We start from the raw sequence: 24,342 nt of genomic DNA on the forward strand, positions 1-24,342 counted from the left end.
AGCCCCGCAGCCGGGGCTTGTCATATGCGTATTATACCGTCGCTACGTCGGTCACAACACCCAACTCTTCGACTATCTTTTGCAACCGGGCGATCTGCTCTATGTCTGGGAAAACACCAGTAACACCTTCGTTGTGGATGTGTGTAAACGGCTGTTCAAAGAGCTGTCGCATTTCAATGGTGCCGTAATCGCGGATGTGGTTTTTCAGCAATGACAGGAAACGCAGTTGCTGGCTGGTCAGGCTGTTGTCAGCGGCGAACCGGGCAAAGCGCACTTCCACCGCGTCGCTGTCCATCCCGATAATGGTACGCAAAAGTTTATCCAGGCTTGCGGTTGCCTGCGGGTAGAACTCTTTTAGCGCTCGGATATCAACGTTGGGGTTTTGGATCAGTACCAGTTTTGCCAACTCATCCAGTTCGCCTTGTGTTACCGGCTCGCCGTTGCGGATTTTTTTCAGTACCGGATTTTGCTGAAACAGGGGCTCCAACGCTCCTTGAACCTGCTGACGATAGAGTTTGAAATCAATCGAGCGTATGTTGGTTTTGCGGGTCTCCGTCTGGATCAGGTTCGCATCTTCGGTAATATCCACCTGTATCGAACCAAATTTCGGCGTCGCGTCTTTTTCCATCAGGTGCATGATGCCGCGCAAATGAATGCGGATATCCTCCAGTTCTTCCAGGCTGGCTTGCTTCCACCAGCCTAAATCACGAAGTTGATTAATCCGTTGTCCTTGCTGTTGCACCTGAGTCAGATGCGGCGGCAGACGTTCCACTTTCTCGATGATGACCGGCCAGAGCACATCAAGCTCTTCCGGGTTGGTATAACGGGCAGTTTGCGCCGCCAGAATATCCATATCAAAGCGCATGGCATCGCTTTGCCCGCGAACGTCCAGCCACTGCATCAGCGGGGCCAGGACAGATAGCAGATCCTGCTGTGTTTTCGGGGAAAGCTGGCGCAGCACTTTTTCATCGCTGTACTGCGCTTTTTGCTGCCACTTCTCCTGTACGGCAATCGACTTTTCATCCAGCGCGTTGATCTGTTCGCGGAGCTGGTGAGCGACTAAATCCACCGCCTGTTTGTCGAACTTACGCTGTGCAGCAGCCCCCAGCATAACCCACGCTTCGAAGCGTTTTTGCGCCAGCGATTTTGTCGCTGTGACTTCGGCCTCTTCGGTATGCAACTCGTGATACTCAAAATTGCCCCAGTGATCGAAGATACGGAATTTTTGCTTATCCAGCGGTTTGCCGTTGTCATCGTAGCCGTACAGCCCCGCACAGAGGCGCGTACCACGGCCAATCATCTGCCAGAACTTCACTTTTGATTTGACCGGCTTGGCAAAGACCAGATTTACAATTTCCGGAACATCAATACCGGTATCAAGCATGTCAACAGAGATAGCGATGGTCAGCTCTTTGTTGGTGCTTTCATCCAGCCCTTTAAAATCGTCAATCAGTTGCTCGGCGCGGGGATCGTAGTTGTCGATGACCTGGCAGAAGCGTCCAGCAAACTGCGGGTACATGTCGTCGAACAATGCATTCAATAGCAGCGCGTGTTTGTGGTTACGGGCGAAAATGATGGTTTTACCTGGCAGTTGGCCGTCCTGATCTTTCAGGCCGTTTTCCATCAGGTTACGCAAGATATAGCGGTTGGTATCTTTGTTATAAATTGCCTCATCCAGCGCCTTGCCATCAAATTCCAGCGTATTGGGATCGATACCCTGTTCTTCCAGTTCGCGGATTTGTGCGTCGCTTAACTTCTCCCGTTTGATACCTTCGCGCAGGAATTCCGTGGTGTGCGTAACAACTTCATAGGGAACCAGATTGTTATCGGCGATGGCATCTTCCAGGCTGTAGTTGGCGGTAGGGATACGTCCTTCACAACCAAACAGGCCGAAAGTGGTTTTACTCACCATGTCGATCGGCGTGGCCGTCAGGCCAATCTGGAGGGCATCAAAATACTTAAACAGGTCGCCGTAGACGTTGTAGATAGAGCGGTGGGATTCATCGGCGATAATCAAATCGAAATAACCAACATCAAAATGGTCCATGATTTTCATCATGCCGGGATAGGTGGCGATGTAGATCCTGGCATTCTGCCTGTCTGCTTTCTTCGATTTCCCGACCACATACAGCGGCTCATTGGTGAATTGATTAAAGGCATTCGCCGCCTGTTTACGTAGCTCTTTGCGGTCACAAAGAAACAAGACGCGTTTTACCCAGCGGGCATCAATCATCAGTTTGCTCAGTGCAATAGCCACGCGGGTTTTACCTGTACCGGTAGCCTGAACAATCAACGACTGGCGATACTTGTTGGTGAAACGTTCGCTGACGCGGGCAATGGTTTCAAGCTGATATAGACGTCCGGCAACTGCTTTGCCTTCATTATCCTTAACGTGCGGCACGCTGTTGAGCGGCAGACGGGTTTCACGCTGCTGAATAAGATATTGCAGGCTTTCCTTGCTGTAGAAGCCAAATACCCGACGCGGCGGATAGCCATGAGTTTTATGGTCGTCCCACAGCCAGATATCGTAGCCGTTGGTGTAGAAGATGACCGGACGCTGACCATATTCCTTCTCTAGCCAGTCGGCATACAGCCGGGCCTGAATTCGCCCCTGCTCGGCATTGACGCTGGTTTTTTTGGCTTCCACCACCGCCAGCGGTTTATGTGCCTCATCCCACAAGACATAATCCGCATAACCGTCACCGGTTGCGGTAGGCTGTTCTTTAACAGGGTGTTCCTGCGTAACCTGATCGGTATCTTTTAGCTCTTCCCCTACATTCCAGTCAGCAGCAAGCAAGCGGGAGTCAATCAGGCGGCGGCGGGTTTCCGCTTCATCAATAGAGAGGATATCGGCAACATGCTGGTTACGCGCTCTGGCTTCATTCAGGCGCTGGGTGAGGTGTTCGGCCTTTTCCTGCTCTTGCTGTAGTGCGCGTTGTAACGCCAGTTCTCGCTCACGGCTTTCATCTTGAGCCCTGATTGCATCTTCCAGACGTTTATCATCTGCACGACCTGAAGATTGCGTTAATGGAGGAAGAGTAAATTTGGGGCAGTTATCAACATTACCGTGGGCGTAGCGGACATATAGCCAAATTCCCAACAAATACGCTTCTTTGAGCAGCCAGTAGGTATCTTTAGCTTTGATACGACCACCGTGCGCGGCACGGTTGCCGTGGATACGTAGCGCATCCATTTTCATGATGATGGCTTCCGGCATCATGCTGGTAAACACATCGGCGTTCATTAAATCGTACAGATTAGCCTTGATGCCTTCCGGCAACCGCTCCTGACGATACAACCAGCGCACTATCAATTCGGTGTAGTTACGCAGCTTAACCAGACAGCTTTCAGGATCGGAGTGAACATAGCGTTCCGCCATACACGCGAGTTCCGCCAGTTCCGGCCACTGGCTACGCAACATTTCAAAATTGAGAGACTGCTCCATCAATCATCGCCTTATGTCGTGGATACAACAGGAATTCTGGAAAGAATATCACACTATTTTGGCTGACGAAGTGAGCCGGATGGCATATGGGGGCTATGAATTGACTGCCGTAACAACTGTAAAGAGATCAAGCATTTATTAATTACAGTCAATAGCATGATTTTTTATACTTTGGGCTCAGAAGAACCCTGAAGACGGTAACGGGCTGTCCGTTCTCCCGCAACTGGCGATACTTCGGAAAGCCTGTTATTGGATTACATGAATTTATCTATGGGTTTTAATTATTGTGTTGTCTTTTGCACGCAGATAGAGCTTTATCGAAAAGTTCTTTAAAATCCCCCTCACGCGCCCACCCTTTTATCATGCTTGCTGAGTTAGCTGATTCATTCAAATTGTTAGCTATGATGAATTCATCAAGCCTCCCACCCAGTTCATTGTGTAATGCAGTAGCTGTTTTCAGTTTAGAGTTTGGTTCTGGCAGTATTTCCTCTTTCAGGATGCGAGTAACTTCTTTTTTGTGAGCACCAAAACTCTTCTCAGCCTTTACATTTGCAGCTTTTTTTGCATCCTCGTGTTTTTTTAACGCTGACTCAAGGGCCTGCACGTTGCTGCACCATCCCCGAAACTCTCCCAGCTGTTCGAAGGCTTCAAACATTGCATTCGACTTCTCGGCTTCGCGGCCCATTTCACTCAGGTAATGAAAGGCCAGAGTAAAAAAGTAAGAAGCTGCTTCAAACCTGTCCATTCCATTGGTATTCAGTAACTCATTTACCGTATCAAGTCCCTTGCGCAAGCCTTTGACATGCAGTGAAGTAAAATCTGGGTCTTCTACAGATTCTTGGTCGTTAAGTTTTTTCAGGTCGCTAAGTCCAGTTTCAATTTCATCTTCCTCACTTAAGTCTTCAAGAAGGAAGCGCATAAAAGTATCAAAATTGCACTGTGTGCTGACAACGTAGTTTTGAAGAATAGTTGACGGGTGTCGTTCCTTTACCGAGTTTTTCCTCAATGTAATGTGATGTATCCAGTCGGGATACGAGTCATTCAGATAACTTACCAGACGTTGTTCTGACGAGGAAAAACTGAGCCAGTGATCATTCAGGAAACTACCTGGAACAGGCGGTGTGGGCTTATTAAAGTGTTCTAGATAGTAATCAGTAGGCGTTTTACCAAATTTACCTTCAAAGTTATTGTTTCTTTTTCGTACCATGCCTCATGGGTATCCTTGCCAACATTATGATTTTTCTATCATAAACGAAAAAGTGTCAGGTGTTGTGCGCTATCTCAAGAAAATATTTTCTGCACACGTATTTTTACCTTTATATCTTGCTCTTAAAGTCAATAGCACTCCGGGGAATTCTCCGGCTATCAACTTAAGGAGGAACCAACGATGATCAACCCGCCACGAACCGATTATCCGGTTTATGCAAGCTGGCATAACAACATAGAGACTGGACGACCACCCCTACCAGACGTTGAAAAACGGATCCACTTTGCAATGGGCGATGACATCCTGCTCAGCATGAAAGACATCACCGCTCACAGTGGCCTTAGTGACAAGCATTACTATTCACTTATTTCCAGAGGTATGTTTCCCCGACCGCTGAAAATTGGTCGCTCAAGTCGCTGGAGAAAAAGTGACTATGAAGCATGGTTAAATGAGCGGGACACAAATCGCAAGTAATCTGGACTGCAATATCGCTTACTGAAACGATTTGTATTAATGGGATTATCTAAAGTACGAGAAAATACGCACGCCTGTAATTGAAAAATAAGTTATCTGTACCAGCATATTTATCACATTAACCCCGTGAGGGGAACAGCTATACCTGCTGTTCATCAGCTGGTATATGGCTTATGCTCTTTAACAATAAGGGAACATTATCATGAATCTGCCCCTGCAGAATTATCAGGGGGAAACTCCTGAACAACGAAATATGTCTGTTAACGCCTCTGAAACACTATCATTTCCAATAAGGTCTCTTCCCAAAAAAATCAGTAATGCAATCATCGCTACTAGTGTAAATAAAGGAGTCTCTGTAGAGATTGCTGCCAGTTCATTTCTGGCTGCTGCTTCTCTTGCCTGCCTCCCGCTGGTTGAAGTGATACCTGTACATACAAAGATCCCTGAGCCCGCCGTGCTCAATTTTCTGGTTATTGCCGGGTCCGGTAGCGGAAAGTCTACGGTGTTGAGAGCTGTTATGCAGGTCTTTCATGATTTTTCATCAGAGGTGAATGAAGAATATAAAAATCTATTGAACCAATTTCAGGCCGATACAAGCCTGTGGGAGGAAAATAAAAAGGCCCTGGCCCGAAACCTACGGCAGGCGACGTCCCGCAATTATGGTCGTGAAGATGCAGAAGGGGCTATGGAGGAGCATCTGAAAAATAAACCGCAGAAACCTGTCAGGTTTAAATTCTTATATCAGGATATATCTAACGGTGAGCTTATCAAAAGCCTCGGAGATAATCCTGATGCGGGTATTTTCTCTGAAGAAGCCGTTACATTTTTTAAATCTAGGGCTAAAAACGATCCGGGTATATTTAACCTCGGGTGGGACGGTGCTCCATACTCATATCAACGCGACGGCGTGGATTGTGAAATCAATCTTCGCCTGATGTTTTGCCTGATGGTTCAGCCCGATATTTTTGATGAATATATCACCAGAAATCAGACAACAGGGAGAGGGAGCGGTTTCCTTGCCCGCTTTCTGTCAGTCAAAGTCGAGGGTGAATGTCAATATCAGGATGGCGATTCTAGTCATATGAACCGCGCTCTTGACGAATTTGAAAACAGAGTCCTGGAGCTATTGGAACGGGCAAAGCAACGTTTTTATGATGGCATCACTGATAAGCAGCAATTAATCCTGTCACCTCAGGCCATTGCATTTATGGGCGAAAAACGCGCCGAAATGAAGCAAAAAATAAGCGAGGGAGGACCATGGGAACATATTAAGGATATTGCTCTTAAATCGGGCTCTAACGCGATACGACTGGCTGCAATGCTTCACCACTTTGATGAGCAGCCAGAAAATGAAATATCGCTTTCAGTAATGGAATGTGCACATAGGGTCATTGACTGGTATATGCAACAGGCTGGAAGAGTGTTTTATAGAAATTCACGTCTTTTCCTTTTTGAAAAAGATGTGCTGGAAGTATACCACTGGATCCACAACAGAATGACGATAGAGGGAAGAGCGATAATCGCAAAGTCCGAAATTATGCGTCTGGGACCCACGCATAAGGATAATAATCTCCGGTTAGCCAGCAAACTGGAACCCATCCTGGCACAACTGGCATGGCAAAAAAGAATTTATTTGATTCAGAATTACACAGGAGGACCTGTTTATATCATTCTGCCTAATTCACTCGGTTTTTTTCAGAATCCCGACATGCAGCGAGACTTATTCCCTCAGGGATGCAGATACCTTGAGCCCAGCGATTTATCTGAAAGGGTGGCACTGAACTTACCTAATCTGACTTTCTCTTGGTGAAGTCGGTGCCCATTACCGGATACTCGATGTGATTATTTATTCACTGTGTGTCTCGGTATCCACATAAGGCGGCTGAGTGTTTTTTCATCAAAATGCAATTACTATGACTTCACAAGCCCTGATTCTTGCGAATTTTCGCAGGATCACGGCAATGGTTATGTCTGCATTTTTATTTTTGGTTGAAAATTGAGTTGTAAAGCTATTTTGGGGGCGGCATGACCTAAAAGGTAAAACCTTCAAAACCGAATAATTAGTCACGTGGAACGCATTTGTTCATCAGTAAAACTCGCCCTTCATAGTCACTCTGTTATCACTTTGAGTACATTAGTAGCAACTGAAGGGCTTCATTAAATATACCTATCAGGGGAGGAAATATAAAATTTATAATGAATGAATATTTAAAATTTTAATGAGATAGTCTCTAGGTGGCTTCTGTCTCATTTAACCCATCTTACATTATCTTATTACTATCATTTATTAATAATTAACTATTCTATCTATTAATTATCATTAAGAATACTATCATGACACAATGTGATCGGGGTAACTGTAAAAAGGATATACTCAGACGTACAGCTTCTGGTAATGTAGGTCTTTGTGAAGAGCATTATCAGAAGTTTATGTTTAATCAACAAAATAAGGAGAAGAAATTATTAAGCATCTGCCAGTATTGCGGTTGTTCTTTGGCAGAGACAAGAAATGAAAAGTATTGCAGTACTGGATGCCGCCAGAAAGGTTCACGTAAAATCCCTTCTGATAGCGTTGTCAGTATTCTGAGTTCATCATACTCGCAGCATATTGATGAAACGATTAAACGAAATCCACTCTCATTAGGCTCTATTACTGGACCGGGGGATGTGGTGGATTTTCACCAGCTATATCAGATAAAAGCCCGTCATCAGCGAAGCTATGCCATTCCTGCTTACGAGGGGTACCAGGGAAAACTGAAGCTTGTAGCATTGCTGTGTATTGAAATATGTCATATGTATCCAAATGGAAAAGGAGGTGCAAACATAGCAGGTAATTTGATTATAGCTCCTGAATTATTAAACCGCAGAAACAGAGATATACTACCTTTTCAGGGACATGGTTTCGATGGTATTAAATCAACAGGTGAATATATTCCATTCAGTGGAAGCCTTTATGAAGGATTAGTTGAACGCTTCGGCTCAGTTGCCGTCAATAATTCCTTGGCTAAAATAACCCCTGTTAAGCGTTTTCATGGGAATGCCGTAAGAGAGATAGATTTCAGCGGGATTGATCAATTGCTCCCCCTATTTACCTTACTGCATGAAGAACTTTGGCGTCTGGGATACCGGAAGATCACAGAATGTCTTGCGCAGATCCGGCAGTTATATCCGTATTATCCTTTATATCTTGAGTTGTTGGCTGTCATCGGTTTTCATGCAGTTCTATCCGGTGATCCAGATCGTTTTATGGCACTTTTATGTCGCGTGTTTAACAAGTATTTCGGTTTTACCTCGCGGATATCCCGTCCACACAAGCGATGTGCAGGGCTGATGTATCTTCTATTGCGTAAATATCTACGTCGATATTTTAGCGTGGAAATTGAAAGTAAAGAGGCTGTGGTGGCTTTCTACAATAAATTCTATTCACAGGAGATAGTCTCGGTGAGCCCAGTCAAGGATCTGGTAATCTGTTACCAGTATTCAAGGGGAGTCAGAAGGTCCACCAGCACGTTTTTCTATATATCTCCCCAAGACAAAGATAACTCTATCGAATTATGGCATCTGATAGGAGGTGATTTGCCTTTTTAACCACTAAACAATCAGACCACATCACCTGTACCGTGATGTGGTCTTTTTTTAGCTTTCTCCTGCTTTCTGTAATACCCCTCGCTAAAAAATTATTTCCTGCCTGACAGCATTGACTGAAAACTATTCGATTTTATTACAATGCCTTATTTTTCTCAGATTAACCTGTAAACCATATCCCAGAAAATCTCACGGCTATATTACTCATGTGAACAGTCGGTTACTCATCTTCCGACTTTGCTTTTCACAGGAGTAAACATGCCTCAAACCCCCGAATCGCAGGATACCAGTGATATCCTGCGTACTTGCCTTAATTTCTTACCCCAACAAACGACCGAACGTATTATTTCCCGTCTGCAACAGGCAATTCACTACGAGCCCGTGATTGGTATTATGGGCAAAAGCGGTGCGGGTAAGAGTTCGCTTTGCAACGCCCTGTTTCAACAACCGGTATGTCTGACCAGCGATTTGCTGGGCTGTACCCGTGAACCTCAGCGGATAGTGCTCACCGTGGGCGAGCGCTGCATGACACTGGTAGATTTGCCTGGAGTTGGCGAGACACCGGAATACGATGCAGAATATTCGGCGTTGTATCAGAACTTGCTGACGGAGCTGGATTTGATTATCTGGGTCCTGCGTGCTGATGATCGTGCGCGTGCGGTCGATATCGTCACGCACCGGTCACTGCTTGCTTATGGCGCGGATGCTTCCCGTTTCCTGTTTGTTGTCAGCCAGGCAGACCGGATTCCTCCGTTGCCAGAACTTGCCGGACAGGTTGTTCCTTCAACGGAGCAGTGCCTTTCACTTGCGGTTATCAGTTCGCAGATTGCTGGTCAGTTGCCGTCCTCTTTCCCGGTGATGGCTGTTTCAGCACATACCGGCTACAACCTGCATGCTCTGGTGGAACTGATGATACATGCGTTACCCGTACAGGCCAGTAGCGCATTTTATTGTCAGTTAAAGCCAGAAAATCATACGGAGGAGAGTGATGTCGCTGTACGTCAGCGTTTTGGTGAGATAGCCGGTTCGGCTTTTGATACGGTGATCACTTCTGAGCGTCTGCCTTCTGGCTGGAGCTTGTTGCTGAGGAGGCTACGGAAAAAGCTGATACAGCTTGCGTCTGAATTATGGGAAAGGATTTTTGGCTGAACCGGACAGACTCAGCCACGGACAGACATAAACCCGTTACTTTTTATACCTTACAGATATGGTTCTTTTAACGTAATTCTTACCAATTTCATAGTCCGGGTTCCATGTCGCCAGATTATGGACACCGATTGCGGCGGCGCTCACCGCTCCCAGAAGTGCGGTTGGTGACCACAGGGAGCCTGCCACCGCAGTGCTTCTGTATTCGGTGTATACACGGCAGGTTAACTTCTTCTGCTGATGTTCTATCGCATACTCCACTCTTTTGACGGTTTCACTGATGTCAGTAACATTCGTGATATCAAAACTTTTCCGGTAAAAAATCAGGTCATTCAGTTCCTCTCTGGTTAGAAATTCTGCATTAAACGACTCAATCTGTACTGTTCCTGACATCCGTTGTTCCTCTCTTTCCTGGAATCTATGAATTTCCCCCGGTACGCGCCTTATGGTCAAACATTGCACTTTTCAGGGGCATTGTGTGTCAGAAAAGAATATATCGATCTGTATAAACGATCAATAATGATAAATTGATCGTTATTATCTATCAATAATAGCTTTCGATATCCATGAATTGATCGTCTTAACCTATCAAGAAGTAAGGATATTCTGGTTCGTTTAGCACCGTTTTCTTGCTCCTTTGACAGATGTCGACTGATTAATAACTTATGCAGTGGTTCTCTCCTGACCACTGCTGCCAATCCACAGGTGATTTATGAAAACCAGAACAATAATTGCTCTTTTACTCTCCGCCGCCTCTGTTTCTGCGCAGGCAGGCAACTGGATGGTGAAAAATGGATGGTGCCAGACCATGACGGAAGACGGTCAGGCGCTGGTTATGCTGAAAAAAGATACCATCGGCATCTTCGGCCTGTTGCAGGGTTGCCCCAACGGTCAGCAGGAACTGATGGGAAGCCGTATCAGTATTAACGGGAATCTGATCCCCACCTCACAGATGTGTAACCAAAAAACAGGCTATAAAGCTGTTGAAATTGAAGGTGAGCAGGCACCCGCCGCAGCCCGGAAAGCCATTGAATCAATTGCCGGTCAGGATATTTCCAGCGTACAGGCCTTCGGCACACAAATGAAATTTACCCGTGGCGATATGCTCCAGGTTTGCCCGAAATATGTCAGCGCCCTTGCAGGCGTATCAGCAGAAGCCACCGGGAACAAGCCGCTGAAAGTCAACAAAGGTTCGGTAATGAAAGCGGCCAGACAGGCGTACACGAAAGAATATGACCGTGAAACGGCAGACGCCGCTGATTTTGGCAGCTATGAAGTGAAGGGAAATACGGTGGTATATGAAGTCTACAATGCCGCTTACCGCACCTACGATAAAATCGTTGTTACTGTAGGGTCTGATGGTAACGCCACCGGTGCAAAGGTGGAGTACATGGGGCAATAACCCCCTGGTATCATTTCTGACTCAGTCATAAAGGCCGTGCCTCCATCGGGAAGCATGGCCTTTTTGCTTTTATGCCGCCTCACTCATTGCATCACCTACCACAAGAGCAGGCATAAATGACTGGCTCACCGTGTTTTAACACCCTGATTTAACGACTCATCATCACGCCAGCCCTGACCGGCTGGCTTTTTTATTTTCGGAGTGATTAATCATGACTACTGCAATTACTGACGCCACCTTATCGTCAGACACTATTTTCGCCGTGCCTGTCGCAGATGAACAGCGCCCCGGTTTCTGGCCGCTGCACTTTGGCTCCATTCCACAGTGGATATTACTGGAGCCACGTATCTTTGCCTGGATGGACCGTTTCTGTGCGGATTACAGCGGCGGTATCTGGAATTTTTACACACTCAGCAACGGTGGGGCTTTTATGGCTCCGTACACTGACCGCGATGCACAATGGCAACTCTTTAACAGCATGAATGGCAATGATGCGCAAATGAGTGCAGAGGCCGCCGGAATTACCGTCTGCCTGATTGAGTACAGCCATCACGCCTCTCGTACCGGGTGTGATGCCATGACCACGCATTATTATCGCCTGCGTGAGTATGCCCTGCGCCATCAGGAATGCTCCGCCATCATGCACATCATCGACTGAGGGGGCCGGTATGAATACAACCGAACTGTCGCTATCAGACACCCTGTGGGAATCGCTGAAACGCATTCCGGTCACAGAGGAGGATGAAGATATTGTTATCAGCGAACCTTTTTTGCATTTTCCTGCCGGAACGCACCTTACCACGGTCTGGATGTGGTTCGAAGCCATGGCCCCGGCCTTTTCCGTGGCCCATAAACTGTATGGCAAACCGCAGTAAAACCCCACTCCTTTTTACTATCCTGAATGACCAGAGAGAACATTATGGTTATATCCTCTTATTCGACAGACAGCGCGTTACCTTTAACCGCGCAGCGAACGGTAAAACGTGCGTTATCCCTTCTTGAGCACCATCTGCGTGAGCCTGGTGTGGCATTCACGTCTACCTCGGTTGTCCGGGACTGGCTGCGCCTGAAAATGACCGGGCTGAAGCGCGAAGTGTTTCTGGTGCTGTACCTTAACCAGCAAAATCAGTTAATTACTCACGAAACCCTGTTTACCGGCACCATCAACAGTACGGAAGTGCATCCCCGCGAAGTGGTGAAATCAGCCCTGCACCATAATGCCGCCGCCGTGCTTTTTGCTCACAACCATCCCTCCGGTGAAGCTGAGCCCAGCCAGGCCGACAGGCAGATTACCGCCAGACTGGTAAAGGCTCTTACGCTGGTAGACGTCCGGGTGCTGGATCACTGTATCGTCGGAGGCATGACAGTGGTTTCATTTGCCGAACGAGGCTGGTTATGAAGGAGGGCAAAAGATGCCACTGACTGATGCAAAACATTGGGGGTTACAGCGAAGTTTCACACCAAATTTTGGCGCAAGGCTGGTACAGGAAGGCAACCGACTGCATTACCTGGCTGACCGGGCCAATATCACCGGTAAATTTGTTGATGCCGAATGTCAGAAGCTGGAAGAAGCATTCCCGCATTTTATCCGCCAGATGGAACTGATGCTGAGCACTGGCGAACTTAATCCCCGTCATGCGCACAGCGTCACTCTCTACCACAACGCTTTCACCTGTGAAGCCGATACTCTCGGCAGTTGTGGTTACGTCTACATCGTTATTTATCCCACTCAACGTTAAATCTTTTTCATTCGCGAGAACAAAATGAAAACCATACCTGCAACAACTCAGCGGGCGGCGAAGTCGTGCCCGTCGCCCGTGGCTGTCTGGCAGATGCTACTTACCCGTCTGCTGGAGCAGCATTATGGCCTCACCCTGAATGACACGCCGTTCAGCGATGAAACCGCTATTCAGGAACATATCAACGCAGGCATCACACTGGTTGATGCCGTTAATTTTCTGGTGGAAAAGTACGAACTGGTTCGTATCGATCGCAGAGGGTTTAACTGTCAGGAGCAGTCCCCTTATCTGGGTGCAGTGGATATTTTGCGGGCGCGGCAGGTAACCGGCCTGTTGCGGCAAAGCCCTCATCCTTCGATACGCTGAATCTTGCGAGCCGTCTTCCCGAATTACATCACCAATCTTATTTCCTTATTAACTCATTGCATAATGCGCCTGCCACTCCCGGCAGGCGTGTTTGCTTTTATACGGACAAAAAAACATGCAAACAGAAGCTGAAGTCTTAACTGACCATAATGAGCTAATTTGCTCAACCAGCATTGAGCGTATCGTCACCGGACGTGATGCTGCCTTGAAACAGATTGAGGCGCTAATTCGTCAGCTTGATGACGTTTCCCGACTCACTTCCGGGATTGGTGGCGACGTAGCGAGTCATTGGGCGATGCGGCAGGGCCATGCTTTCGACTGCTGGCTGGTGCAACCTGTAGATAAAGCGATGCCTGTCATCACCCGCAATATCGACCGTAGCATCTGGCGCGATCTGATGCTGAAGTCCGGGATGTTAACGTTGATGGATGCCGAAGCCCGTAGCCAGTGGGCGAAGAATCTGGAGGAGGGCGATCTTCCGGCCATTAGCGAAGCCAATATCCTGAGTACCTTTGAACAGTTGCACCATAACAAGCAGGATGTTTTTGAACGTGGAATTATCAACGTGTTCAAAGGGCTAAGCTGGGACTATAAAACCAATAATCCCTGCTATTTTGGTAAGCGGATCATCGTTAACGGCCTGGTAAAGCACGACAAATGGGGCTACAGCCTGAATTGGGGCTGGCGGCGCGATCAGCTCGCCGATCTGGAGCGGATGCTGTATCTGCTTGACGGGAAGACTATTCCCGACAACCGGCATGATGTCTCTATCCGGTTTATGGACTTTGTGCGTGATAACCCGCATCAGCAGGTCTTTGAGGATGATTTATTCTTTATTCGCTACTTCCAGAAGGGCAGCGGGCATATCACGTTCAAGCGTCTGGATCTGGTGGAGAAGATGAATGATATTGTGGCGAAACACTATCCGGGGATGTTGCCTGCGAAATAAGATGTGATGTTTTTATAGGCACCTCTATGCTAATCTTAATAGGAGTTATTAAGTGTTATTAAAAGAGGTAATCCCTATGGGTTCGCTTACTAAACAAACCATCAGCGCACAGATACCTATTGAATTGGCCGCTGCTGTAGAGAATCTGGCAATTGAGTTAGATCGTTCTAAGAGCTGGATTATTAAGGAAGCGTTGACCAGTATGCTGGCCGAAAGAGAACGGCGTCACCAGAGCATCCAGGCCGGTCTTGCGGATGTGGATGCCGGTCGCGTGGTGAGCCACTCGGACATGGTGGATTTTGCTAATCGTTTAAAGAAATCCTGATAAATGGAAATTTACTGGACGCTTAAAGCTCAGGATGACCTGGAACGTATCTACCGTTTTGCCCTTCAGTACAGCCGCCAGCACGCCGATGACGTTTTGGATCGCCTGATTACTGGCTGTGCTGGTCTTACAGCGCATCCGGCTATTGGCGTACAGCAGACTCGGTATGAACCTCGGGAAGTCCGAAAAGTGTTATTTGATGACTATGAGGTTCACTACGAACTTCGTGACAATAACATTTATATCGTGGATCTCTGGCATACCAGAGAAGAACGTTGAAAAGTTGCTCTTCACATTAGCGAGTACAGCCCACTCGTTTAAAAACTCATTTTTGTGTTTTTTACTCTTTTTTGTGTTTTAATGATATCCATTACTTCTTGGTAAGTGAGGAGGGCATCATGCAAAACAAAATCAAAGAACTTCGTACTCAACTATCAATCACTCAGCGTGAATTGGCAGATATGGTTGGTACCAGCCAACAACAGATCCAACGTATAGAGACAGGGAAAGTTGCGGCCAAGTTAGGACTGGCGCAGGCGATAAGCGCTGTCTTAAAGAAACCATTGAATGCAGTTTTTCCTGGTAACGATACTTTATTGCAAAAAGTGCGTAATCAAAGTAGCCGTAGTGATGATGATCTGGAAAGCATCGCTGCTAGTGGTATTGAAATGGATGGCTGCATTTGGATGGTGAAACTCTGGTTACGAGGGCAGCAAGATTATTTGCTGTTACCTATTTCCCCGGCTGATAAGCGTCGTTTTTACTCACACTTTCAGGAAAGAGCAGTGCCTGGTTATGAGCATTTCTTTGTTTTCGACTCTGAACAGCATCGTTATGCCTTAAATGCGCGAGAGGTGATTTTCCACCAATTCTTGTTTGAAGCGTTTCCACCTATCCCTGATGACGAGGATGGTGATGCAGATGAAGGAAGATATGGGAATGTCCATATCACCATGGTGAATGGTGGCCCAGTTATTGAACTTTGTTGCGAGCCAGATGAGTCTGAGGACGAAAGTGATGGCGATATCGGTCAGTTGAATGCATTTTTTGACATTCTGGAGTTAGAGCCGGAATCAACAGAGCGATATCAGTTAACCGACATAGATGGAGAAGATGCTTTTATCCGTATTGGTTCTATTGCGATGGTGCGAGTACCACTTGATGCGCTGGAGCCTGTAGAAGAAGATGAGGAGTGATTTTAAGTTAGCTGAGTTTTCAGAGAATTGCGTATGAGTATACATGTGAGTATACATAGCGGTTCTCTTATTTTGTAATTTAAGCTATTTCAGTTGGTTACGTAGAGAGTCGCGGTGCGGCCTTCGCACCATCGGAACATCAATAGACGTCAACGGACGTCTTTTTTTGTGTCTGAAATCCAGTATCCGCAAGGCTTTCCTCGCTTTTTCACTCTACCTAAGTCAACCTGATTCAATCTACATCAACTTACTGATGCGGGTACAACTGCGGGTATATCCCGGTTCGATAATGTTTGTACCCACACAGAACTCTTGAAAGGATACTCATCATGGCTCTGAGTGATGTGAAGGTTCGTTCGGCTAAGCCTGAAGCAAAAGCCTATAAACTTACTGACGGCGACGGTATGGTTTTGCTGGTTCACCCGAATGGCTCAAAATACTGGCGGCTACGTTACCGCTTTGGTGGCAAAGAGAAGATGCTGGCACTGGGGAAATACCCCGAAGTCTCACTGGCGGATGCAAGGGCACGACGTGACGATGCGCGTAAGCAGTTAGCTAATGGTGTCGACCCCAGTGAGAGCAAAAAAGCCGTTAAGGTAGAGCAGGAGCAAGAAGTGATAACTTTTGAAGTGGTAGCCAGAGACTGGCACGCCAGCAATCAAAAGTGGTCTGCATCGCATAGTGCTCGTGTATTGAAAAGCCTCGAAGATAATCTCTTTGCTGCCATTGGTAAGCGGAACATTGCAGAACTGAAAACGCGAGACCTACTTGTACCCATCAAAGCAGTCGAGTCGTCCGGGCGCCTTGAAGTTGCTGCCCGTTTACAGCAGCGTACTACCGCAATTATGCGCTTTGCCGTTCAGAGCGGCTTAATCGACTACAACCCTGCGCAAGAAATTGCCGGTGCGGTGGCTACGGCGAAAAGACAGCATCGTGCTGCTCTGGAACTCAATCGTATACCTGAATTGCTTCACCGTATCGATCACTATTCTGGAAGACCGTTAACCCGACTGGCTGTCGAACTCACGTTATTGGTTTTCATCCGTTCAAGCGAGCTGCGTTTTGCCCGCTGGTCAGAAGTCGATTTTGAAACGGCTATGTGGACGATTCCAGGTGAGCGTGAACCGCTGGAAGGTGTTAAACATTCTCAGCGTGGTTCAAAGATGCGGACGCCACATCTTGTTCCCTTGTCGCGTCAGGCCTTAGCTATTTTGGAAAAGATCAAAGGCATGAATGGAAACCGAGAGCTGATCTTCGTTGGCGATCACGATCCGCGTAAGCCGATGAGTGAGAATACGGTGAACAAGGCTTTACGGGTGATGGGCTATGACACGAAAACTGAAGTTTGTGGACATGGTTTCAGGACGATGGCGTGTAGTTCACTTATTGAATCAGGATTGTGGTCGAGGGATGCAGTGGAGCGGCAGATGAGTCACCAAGAGCGTAGTTCTGTACGGGCAGCTTACATCCATAAGGCGGAACATCTGGGAGAGAGGAGACTGATGCTGCAGTGGTGGGCGGATTATCTGGATGCGAATCGGGAGAAGGGGGTTAGTCCGTTTGATTTTGGAAATAATGGTAATGTGTTGAAATGATTTAATTATTTATCGATTTTATAATTTAAAAGTGTGCGCTCGATATGGTCAGCTGACGTGGTTGAAGTGTTTGGGACTTTTTGTGTTTAGTTCAACACTACAAAATAGACGAACCCTTAAGAATTAGTCAGTTGCTGTGACGTTGGTCATTGCCCGGGAAGATGTGGAAAGCTAAGATAAAGAGTTATGAGCCTTAAATATATGGATAGGCTCGCACAGCGATGGATTAAAACCTAATGATGACTAAATCCAATTTTGAGTTCCTGAAGGGCGTCAACGATTTCACCTATGCCATCGCCTGTGCGGCGGAAAATAATTACCCGGATGATCCCAACACCGCACTGGTGAAAATGCGTATGTTTGGCGAAGCGACGGCTAAACACCTTGGCCTGCTGCTGGATATCCCCCTCTGTGAGAATCAACACGATCTTCTGCGTGAACTGGGCAAAATTTCCTTTGTTGATGACAACATCCTTTCTGTATTCCATAAATTGCGCCGAATTGGTAACCAGGCCGTCCACGAATACCATAATGATTTGGATGATGCCCAGATGTGCCTGCGCCTGGGTTTCCGTCTTGCCGTCTGGTATTACCGGTTGGTAACCAAAGATTACGACTTTCCTGTGCCGGTTTTTGTGCTGCCTGAGCACGGTGAGGATCGCTACCACGCCGAAGTTCTCACCCTCAAACAGCAACTGGAACAGCAGACACAGGAAAAAGTACAAAGCCAGGCAGAACTGGAAGCTCAGCAGCAACGATTAATTGCACTCAACGGCTACATTGCCGTTCTCGAAGGCAAACAGCAGGAAACCGAAGCACAAACCAAAGCACGCGTGGCCGCACTGGAAGCGCAACTCGCCGCCAAAAACGCCGAGTTAGCAAAACAAACCGAACAGGAACGCAAGGCATATCATAAAGAGATTATCGACCAGGCTATCAAGCGCACACTGAATCTCAGCGAGGAAGAAAGCCGCTTCCTGATTGATGCCCAACTGCGTAAAGCGGGCTGGCAGGCCGATAGTAAAACGTTACGTTTCTCCAAAGGTGAGCGTCCAGAACCGGGTGTAAATAAAGCCATTGCCGAATGGCCAACTGGCAAAGATGAAACCGGGAAGCAAGGTTTTGCGGATTATGTTCTGTTCGTGGGCCTTAAGCCTATCGCAGTGGTCGAAGCAAAACGTAAAAATATCGATGTTCCCGGCAAACTCAACGAATCGTATCGCTACAGTAAATACTTCGATAACGCGTTCTTACGCGACACGTTGTTAGAACACTACTCTCCTGATGAAGTACATGAAGCGGTACCTGCTTACGAAATTAGCTGGCAGGACACCAGCGGCACACAGCGTTTTAAAATCCCCTTTTGCTACTCCACCAACGGGCGTGAATACCGCGCGGCAATGAAGACCAAAAGCGGTATCTGGTATCGCGACGTCCGCCACACCACCAATATGTCGAAAGCGCTGCCGGAATGGCATCGCCCGGAAGAGCTGCTGGATATGCTGGGCAGCGACCCGCAAAAACAGAATCAGTGGTTTGCCGATAACCCCGGAATGAGCGAACTGGGTCTGCGTTATTACCAGGAGGATGCCGTTCGCGCGGTAGAGAAGGCCATTGTTAACGGCCAACAAGAGATCCTGCTGGCAATGGCGACCGGTACCGGTAAAACCCGTACCGCCATCGCCCTGATGTTCCGCCTGATCCAGTCGCAGCGTTTCAAACGCGTCTTGTTCCTGGTTGATCGTCGCTCGCTCGGCGAGCAGGCGCTGGGATCGTTTGAAGATACACGGATTAACGGCGACACTTTTAACAGCATTTTCGATATCAAAGGATTGACCGATAAATTCCCGGAAGACAGCACCAAAATTCACGTCGCCACGGTTCAGTCGCTGGTTAAACGCACGCTGCAATCAGATGAACCGATGCCGGTCGGCCGTTACGATTGTATTGTCGTCGATGAAGCACATCGCGGCTACATTCTTGATAAAGAGCAGACCGAAGGCGAGCTGCAGTTCCGAAGCCAGCTGGATTATGTTTCCGCCTACCGCCGCATTCTCGATCATTTCGATGCGGTAAAAATTGCGCTGACCGCCACGCCAGCGCTGCACACGGTAGATATTTTCGGCGAGCCGGTTTACCGCTACACCTACCGAACGGCGGTGATCGACGGCTACTTGATCGACCAGGATCCCCCCATTCAGATTGTCACACGTAACGCGCAGGATGGGGTCTATCTTTCCGAGGGCGAACAGGTGGAGCGCCTGAACCCGCAAGGCGAGCTGATCAACGATACGCTGGCTGACGATCAGGATTTTGAGGTTGCCGATTTTAACCGCGGCCTGGTGATCCCGGCGTTTAACCGTGCGGTATGCGGTGAGCTCACCAAATACCTGGATCCCACCGGACAGCAAAAAACGCTGGTGTTCTGCGTCACCAACGCCCATGCCGACATGGTGGTTGACGAGCTGCGCACCGCGTTTAAGAAAAAGTATCCGCAGCTTGAACACGACGCCATTATCAAGATCACCGGTGATGCCGATAAAGACGCGAAGAAAGTGCAAAGCATGATCGTCCGCTTCAACAAAGAGCGGCTACCCAATATTGTGGTTACCGTCGATCTGTTGACCACCGGCGTGGATATCCCGTCAATCTGTAATATTGTGTTCCTGCGCAAAGTCAAAAGCCGCATTCTCTACGAGCAGATGAAGGGCCGTGCCACGCGTCTGTGCCCGTCGGTGGGGAAAACAAGCTTTAAGATTTTCGACTGTGTTGATATCTACAGCTCGCTGGAAAGCGTCGATACCATGCGCCCGGTGGTTGTGCGTCCACAGGTGGAACTGCAAACGCTGGTCAATGAAATTACCGACTCAGAAACCTACAAAACCATTGAAGCGGATGGCCGCAGTTTTGCCGAGCACAGCCATGAACAGTTGGTCGCTAAGTTGCAGAGAATCATCGGCCTCGCCATTTATAACCGCGATCGCAGCGAAGCGGTGGATAAGCAGGTTCGCCGTCTGGACGAGCTGTGCCTGGATGCCGCGGGCGTCAACTTTGGCGGTCTGGCCTCACGCCTGCGGGAAAAAGGACCGCACTGGAGCGCCGAGATTTTCAATAAGCTTCCCGGCTTTATCGCGCGCCTCGAAAGGCTGAAAACCGATATCAACGCCCTGCGCGAGGCCCCTATTTTCCTCGATATTGACGATGAGGTGGTGAGCGTTAAATCGCTGTACGGTGATTACGACACGCCGCAGGATTTCCTGGAAGCGTTCGATGCGCTGGTGCAGCACGCTCCTAACGCCCAGCCTGCGCTGCAGGCGGTGATCAATCGTCCGCGCGACCTCACCCGTAAAGGGCTGGTGGAATTGCAGGAGTGGTTTGACCGCCAGCATTTTGAAGAGTCCTCCCTGCGCAGCGCATGGAAAGCAACGCGCAATCAGGATATCGCCGCCCGGCTGATCGGCCACATCCGTCGTGCGGCGGTGGGCGATGCGCTCAAACCGTTCGACGAGCGTGTCGATCACGCGCTGGCACGTATCAAGGGCGAGAACGACTGGAGCGATGAACAGCTAAGCTGGCTCGACCGTTTAGCGCAGGCGCTCAAAGAGAAAGTGGTGCTCGACGACGACGTCTTCAAAACCGGCAATTTCCACCGTCGCGGCGGTAAGCCCATGTTACAGCGCGCCTTTGACGACAACCTCGATAGCGTGCTGGATAAGTTCAGCGCTTACATCTGGGATGAGCTCGCCTGACGCGTTATCATCCCAGGCAATTTCTTCTTCTGCGGCCCCGATAAGGGCCGCTGTTTTACATAGGATCTTCAATGAACAATAACGATCTGGTCGCCAAACTGTGGAAACTGTGCGACAACCTGCGCGACGGCGGCGTCTCCTATCAAAACTATGTCAATGAACTCGCCTCGCTGCTGTTTTTGAAAATGTGCAAAGAGACCGGCCAGGAAGCGGACTACCTGCCGGAAGGCTACCGCTGGGATGACCTGAAATCGCGTATTGGTCAGGATCAGATGCAGTTCTACCGTAACCTGCTGGTTCAGTTAGGCTCAGATGAGAAAAAGCTGGTGCAGGCGGTATTCCATAATGTCAGCACCACCATTGAACAGCCCAAACAGCTGACGGAACTGGTCAGCTATATGGACGCGCTGGACTGGTACAATGGCGACCACGGCAAGTCCCGCGACGACTTCGGCGATATGTACGAAGGGCTGCTGCAAAAGAACGCTAACGAAACCAAATCCGGCGCGGGCCAGTACTTCACCCCGCGTCCGCTGATCAAAACCATTATCCATCTGCTGAAGCCGCAGCCGCGTGAAGTGGTGCAGGACCCGGCGGCGGGAACGGCGGGCTTTTTGATTGAAGCCGACCGTTACGTGAAATCCCAGACTCACGATCTCGATGACCTGGATGGCGACACCCAAGATTTCCAGATCCACCGCGCGTTTATCGGCCTTGAACTGGTGCCCGGCACCCGCCGTCTGGCGCTGATGAACTGCCTGCTGCACGATATTGAAGGCAACCTCGACCACGGCGGCGCCATCCGTCTGGGCAACACGCTGGGCAGCGACGGTGAAAACCTGCCGAAGGCGCATATTGTCGCCACCAACCCGCCGTTTGGCAGCGCCGCGGGCACCAACATCACCCGTACCTTCGTGCACCCGACCAGCAACAAACAGCTGTGCTTTATGCAGCATATTATTGAAACCCTGCACGCCGGCGGCCGCGCGGCGGTGGTGGTGCCGGATAACGTGCTGTTTGAAGGCGGTAAGGGCACCGATATTCGTCGCGACCTGATGGATAAATGCCATCTGCACACCATCCTGCGCCTGCCGACCGGCATCTTTTACGCCCAGGGCGTCAAAACCAACGTTCTGTTCTTTACCAAAGGCACGGTGGCCAATCCGCATCAGGATAAAAACTGCACCGACGACGTGTGGGTGTATGACCTGCGTACCAATATGCCGAGCTTCGGCAAGCGCACGCCGTTTACCGAGCAGCACCTGCAGCCGTTTGAAACCGTCTACGGCGAAGATCCACACGGCTTAAGCCCGCGTGAAGAAGGCGAATGGAGCTTTAACGCCGAAGAGAGCGAAGTCGCCGACAGCGAAGAGAATAAAAACACCGACCAGCACCAGGCCACCAGCCGCTGGCGCAAGTTCAGCCGCGAGTGGATCCGCAGCGCGAAATCCGATTCACTGGATATCTCCTGGCTGAAGGATAAAGACAGCATCGACGCCGACAGCCTGCCTGAGCCGGACGTGCTCGCCGCAGAAGCGATGGGCGAACTGGTCCAGGCGCTGGGCGAGCTGGACGCGCTGATGCGCGAGCTGGGGGCGGGGGATGAGGCGGATGCGCAGCGTCAGTTGCTGGAAGAAGCGTTTGGCGGGGTGAAGGCATGAGTGATTTTAAATTCCATACTCCCAACTCATGGATATTATCCTCACTGCCAGATATTGCTGGAATCAATATGGGACAATCACCCTCAAGTTCAGATGTTAATGAACAAGGAGAGGGTATTGTCTTTTTCCAAGGGAAGGCTGAGTTTGGAAAATTGTATCCAACCCCCAGAAAATATTGCACAAAACCAACAAAAATTGCGTCAGCTGGAGATATTTTGCTATCAATAAGGGCGCCGGTTGGACCAACGAACATTGCCACTGAAACAACGGCGATTGGTCGAGGGCTGGCAGCCATCAGTGCTCACAGTGGTTTAACAGACCCTAAATATCTTCTTTACTATTTTAGATGTATAGAGCCGTGGTTAAGTACACAAGGCACGGGGTCTACTTTCAAAGCTATTTCAGGTCAGTTTATTAAGGAATTAAAAGCCCCATTACCGTCTTTTGCCGAACAAAAAATCATTGCCGAAAAACTCGATACGCTGCTGGCGCAGGTAGACAGCACCAAAGCACGTCTTGAGCAAATCCCACAAATCCTGAAACGTTTTCGTCAGGCGGTGCTTGAAGAAGCTGTCAGTGGTAGATTAACGGAAAACTGGAGAGATGCGAGCATTAGTGAAAAATCAGCGGAAGAACTTCTCGTTACCATAAGTAAAACAAGAAAAAAAAATCTTACCAGTGGCGCAGACTCTCTAGCTACAGAGTCTAAGCGATATCTTGCAAAGATTGACGCCCATCATTTTAATATTCCTGATGTTATTCTTCCAGTTGGATGGAAATGGACTACTTTCTTACAATCGATGGAAAAAGTGGTTGACTGTCATAACAAAACAGCACCATATACAGAGAAAGGTATTTATCTTATCAGGACACCTGATATTCGTAACGGTATTATTTCATTAAAAAATACTAAATATGTCAATGAAGACACCTATAATTTTTGGTCAAAACGATGCCCCCCAAGAAGTGGTGATATAATTTTCACACGAGAAGCTCCTATGGGAGAGGCTGGAATTGTACCTGAGAATACACGTCTCTGCATGGGACAAAGAATGATGCTACTTCGCCCCATGCAGAGCTATCTCAGCAATAAATATGTTTTGCTGAATATTCTATCAATTAGTTTTCAGGCGAGAATGTTGTCTCAGGCAATAGGTACTGGAGTTAAGCACCTTCGGGTAGCTGATGTCGAATCATTAATGTATCCTTTACCACCACTCCCAGAACAACACGAAATCGTCCGCCGCGTCGAGCAACTCTTCGCCTACGCCGACACCATTGAAAAACAGGTCAACAGCGCCCTGACCCGCGTCAACAATCTCACCCAGTCTATCCTGGCAAAAGCCTTCCGCGGCGAGCTGACCGCCCAGTGGCGTGCTGAAAACCCTGATCTCATCAGCGGTGAAAACAGCGCCGCCGCCCTGCTGGAAAAAATCAAGGCCGAACGCGCCGCCAGCGGCGGTAAAAAAACCTCGCGTAAAAAAGCGTAATGATGGTCATCGG

Annotated in this window: 21 protein-coding genes; 18 read left to right on the forward strand and 3 right to left on the reverse strand. The window is 48.5% G+C overall.

Annotated features, from left to right (window positions below; translation table 11 throughout):
* Positions 1–31: 31 nt before the first annotated feature.
* Positions 32–3,445, reverse strand: a complete 3,414-nt coding sequence (locus tag M1D91_RS02650) for a DEAD/DEAH box helicase family protein (protein WP_437432356.1) — start codon at positions 3,443–3,445, stop codon at positions 32–34.
* A 277-nt stretch (positions 3,446–3,722) separates the two neighbouring features.
* Positions 3,723–4,652: a hypothetical protein gene (locus M1D91_RS02655; protein ID WP_437432357.1), complete on the reverse strand. Its 930-nt coding sequence runs from the start codon at positions 4,650–4,652 to the stop codon at positions 3,723–3,725.
* Positions 4,653–4,832: 180 nt separating this feature from the next.
* On the opposite strand from M1D91_RS02655, the gene M1D91_RS02660 reads away from it, so the two are divergent.
* The 4 genes from M1D91_RS02660 to M1D91_RS02675 all read left to right on the forward strand — a co-directional run bounded on the left by M1D91_RS02660 (position 4,833) and on the right by M1D91_RS02675 (position 9,860).
* On the forward strand, positions 4,833–5,126 hold the full coding sequence (locus M1D91_RS02660; protein ID WP_437432358.1) for a helix-turn-helix transcriptional regulator: 294 nt from the start codon (positions 4,833–4,835) through the stop codon (positions 5,124–5,126).
* A gap of 202 nt (positions 5,127–5,328) precedes the next feature.
* Positions 5,329–6,936 carry a YfjI family protein gene (locus tag M1D91_RS02665; protein WP_437432359.1) on the forward strand — a complete coding sequence of 536 codons (1,608 nt, stop codon included), beginning with the start codon at positions 5,329–5,331 and terminating at the stop codon, positions 6,934–6,936.
* A 524-nt stretch (positions 6,937–7,460) separates the two neighbouring features.
* Positions 7,461–8,714 (forward strand): hypothetical protein, encoded by a 1,254-nt coding sequence (locus tag M1D91_RS02670; RefSeq protein WP_437432360.1) that lies wholly within the window; start codon positions 7,461–7,463, stop codon positions 8,712–8,714.
* A 255-nt stretch (positions 8,715–8,969) separates the two neighbouring features.
* Complete coding sequence (locus M1D91_RS02675; RefSeq protein WP_437432361.1) at positions 8,970–9,860, forward strand: GTPase family protein; 891 nt, start codon at positions 8,970–8,972, stop codon at positions 9,858–9,860.
* A gap of 36 nt (positions 9,861–9,896) precedes the next feature.
* On the opposite strand, the gene M1D91_RS02680 is transcribed toward M1D91_RS02675, so the two are convergent.
* A complete protein-coding gene (locus M1D91_RS02680; protein WP_437432362.1) occupies positions 9,897–10,250 on the reverse strand; it encodes a hypothetical protein in 354 nt (117 codons plus the stop codon).
* Positions 10,251–10,569: 319 nt separating this feature from the next.
* On the opposite strand from M1D91_RS02680, the gene M1D91_RS02685 reads away from it, so the two are divergent.
* The 14 genes from M1D91_RS02685 (at position 10,570) to M1D91_RS02750 (ending at position 24,329) form a co-directional block, all read left to right on the forward strand.
* Positions 10,570–11,259, forward strand: a complete 690-nt coding sequence (locus M1D91_RS02685; protein ID WP_437432363.1) for a hypothetical protein — start codon at positions 10,570–10,572, stop codon at positions 11,257–11,259.
* A 211-nt stretch (positions 11,260–11,470) separates the two neighbouring features.
* Positions 11,471–11,917 carry an antirestriction protein gene (locus M1D91_RS02690; RefSeq protein WP_437432364.1) on the forward strand — a complete coding sequence of 149 codons (447 nt, stop codon included), beginning with the start codon at positions 11,471–11,473 and terminating at the stop codon, positions 11,915–11,917.
* 10 nt (positions 11,918–11,927) lie between these two features.
* Complete coding sequence (locus M1D91_RS02695; protein ID WP_437432365.1) at positions 11,928–12,134, forward strand: hypothetical protein; 207 nt, start codon at positions 11,928–11,930, stop codon at positions 12,132–12,134.
* A gap of 44 nt (positions 12,135–12,178) precedes the next feature.
* On the forward strand, positions 12,179–12,658 hold the full coding sequence (gene radC / locus M1D91_RS02700) for a RadC family protein (protein ID WP_437432366.1): 480 nt from the start codon (positions 12,179–12,181) through the stop codon (positions 12,656–12,658).
* Between the two features lie 13 nt (positions 12,659–12,671).
* A complete protein-coding gene (locus M1D91_RS02705; RefSeq protein WP_437432367.1) occupies positions 12,672–12,998 on the forward strand; it encodes a type IV toxin-antitoxin system YeeU family antitoxin in 327 nt (108 codons plus the stop codon).
* A gap of 24 nt (positions 12,999–13,022) precedes the next feature.
* On the forward strand, positions 13,023–13,364 hold the full coding sequence (locus tag M1D91_RS02710) for a TA system toxin CbtA family protein (RefSeq protein ID WP_045411008.1): 342 nt from the start codon (positions 13,023–13,025) through the stop codon (positions 13,362–13,364).
* A 115-nt stretch (positions 13,365–13,479) separates the two neighbouring features.
* Complete coding sequence (locus M1D91_RS02715; protein WP_437432368.1) at positions 13,480–14,313, forward strand: DUF4942 domain-containing protein; 834 nt, start codon at positions 13,480–13,482, stop codon at positions 14,311–14,313.
* A gap of 76 nt (positions 14,314–14,389) precedes the next feature.
* The gene (locus M1D91_RS02720; RefSeq protein WP_000535212.1) at positions 14,390–14,638 is read left to right on the forward strand and encodes a CopG family ribbon-helix-helix protein; all 249 of its coding nucleotides are present in this window, start codon (positions 14,390–14,392) and stop codon (positions 14,636–14,638) included.
* Between the two features lie 3 nt (positions 14,639–14,641).
* The gene (locus M1D91_RS02725; RefSeq protein ID WP_045411006.1) at positions 14,642–14,917 is read left to right on the forward strand and encodes a type II toxin-antitoxin system RelE/ParE family toxin; all 276 of its coding nucleotides are present in this window, start codon (positions 14,642–14,644) and stop codon (positions 14,915–14,917) included.
* A gap of 119 nt (positions 14,918–15,036) precedes the next feature.
* Positions 15,037–15,834: a helix-turn-helix transcriptional regulator gene (locus M1D91_RS02730; RefSeq protein ID WP_437432369.1), complete on the forward strand. Its 798-nt coding sequence runs from the start codon at positions 15,037–15,039 to the stop codon at positions 15,832–15,834.
* A 329-nt stretch (positions 15,835–16,163) separates the two neighbouring features.
* On the forward strand, positions 16,164–17,429 hold the full coding sequence (locus tag M1D91_RS02735; RefSeq protein WP_437432370.1) for a tyrosine-type recombinase/integrase: 1,266 nt from the start codon (positions 16,164–16,166) through the stop codon (positions 17,427–17,429).
* A 236-nt stretch (positions 17,430–17,665) separates the two neighbouring features.
* The gene (gene hsdR, locus M1D91_RS02740; RefSeq protein ID WP_437432371.1) at positions 17,666–21,178 is read left to right on the forward strand and encodes a type I restriction-modification system endonuclease; all 3,513 of its coding nucleotides are present in this window, start codon (positions 17,666–17,668) and stop codon (positions 21,176–21,178) included.
* A gap of 71 nt (positions 21,179–21,249) precedes the next feature.
* Positions 21,250–22,839: a type I restriction-modification system methyltransferase gene (gene hsdM / locus M1D91_RS02745; protein ID WP_101700326.1), complete on the forward strand. Its 1,590-nt coding sequence runs from the start codon at positions 21,250–21,252 to the stop codon at positions 22,837–22,839.
* A 68-nt stretch (positions 22,840–22,907) separates the two neighbouring features.
* On the forward strand, positions 22,908–24,329 hold the full coding sequence (locus M1D91_RS02750) for a restriction endonuclease subunit S (protein ID WP_437432378.1): 1,422 nt from the start codon (positions 22,908–22,910) through the stop codon (positions 24,327–24,329).
* Positions 24,330–24,342: the final 13 nt, after the last annotated feature.

Source organism: Enterobacter sp. SA197 (assembly GCF_054131575.1).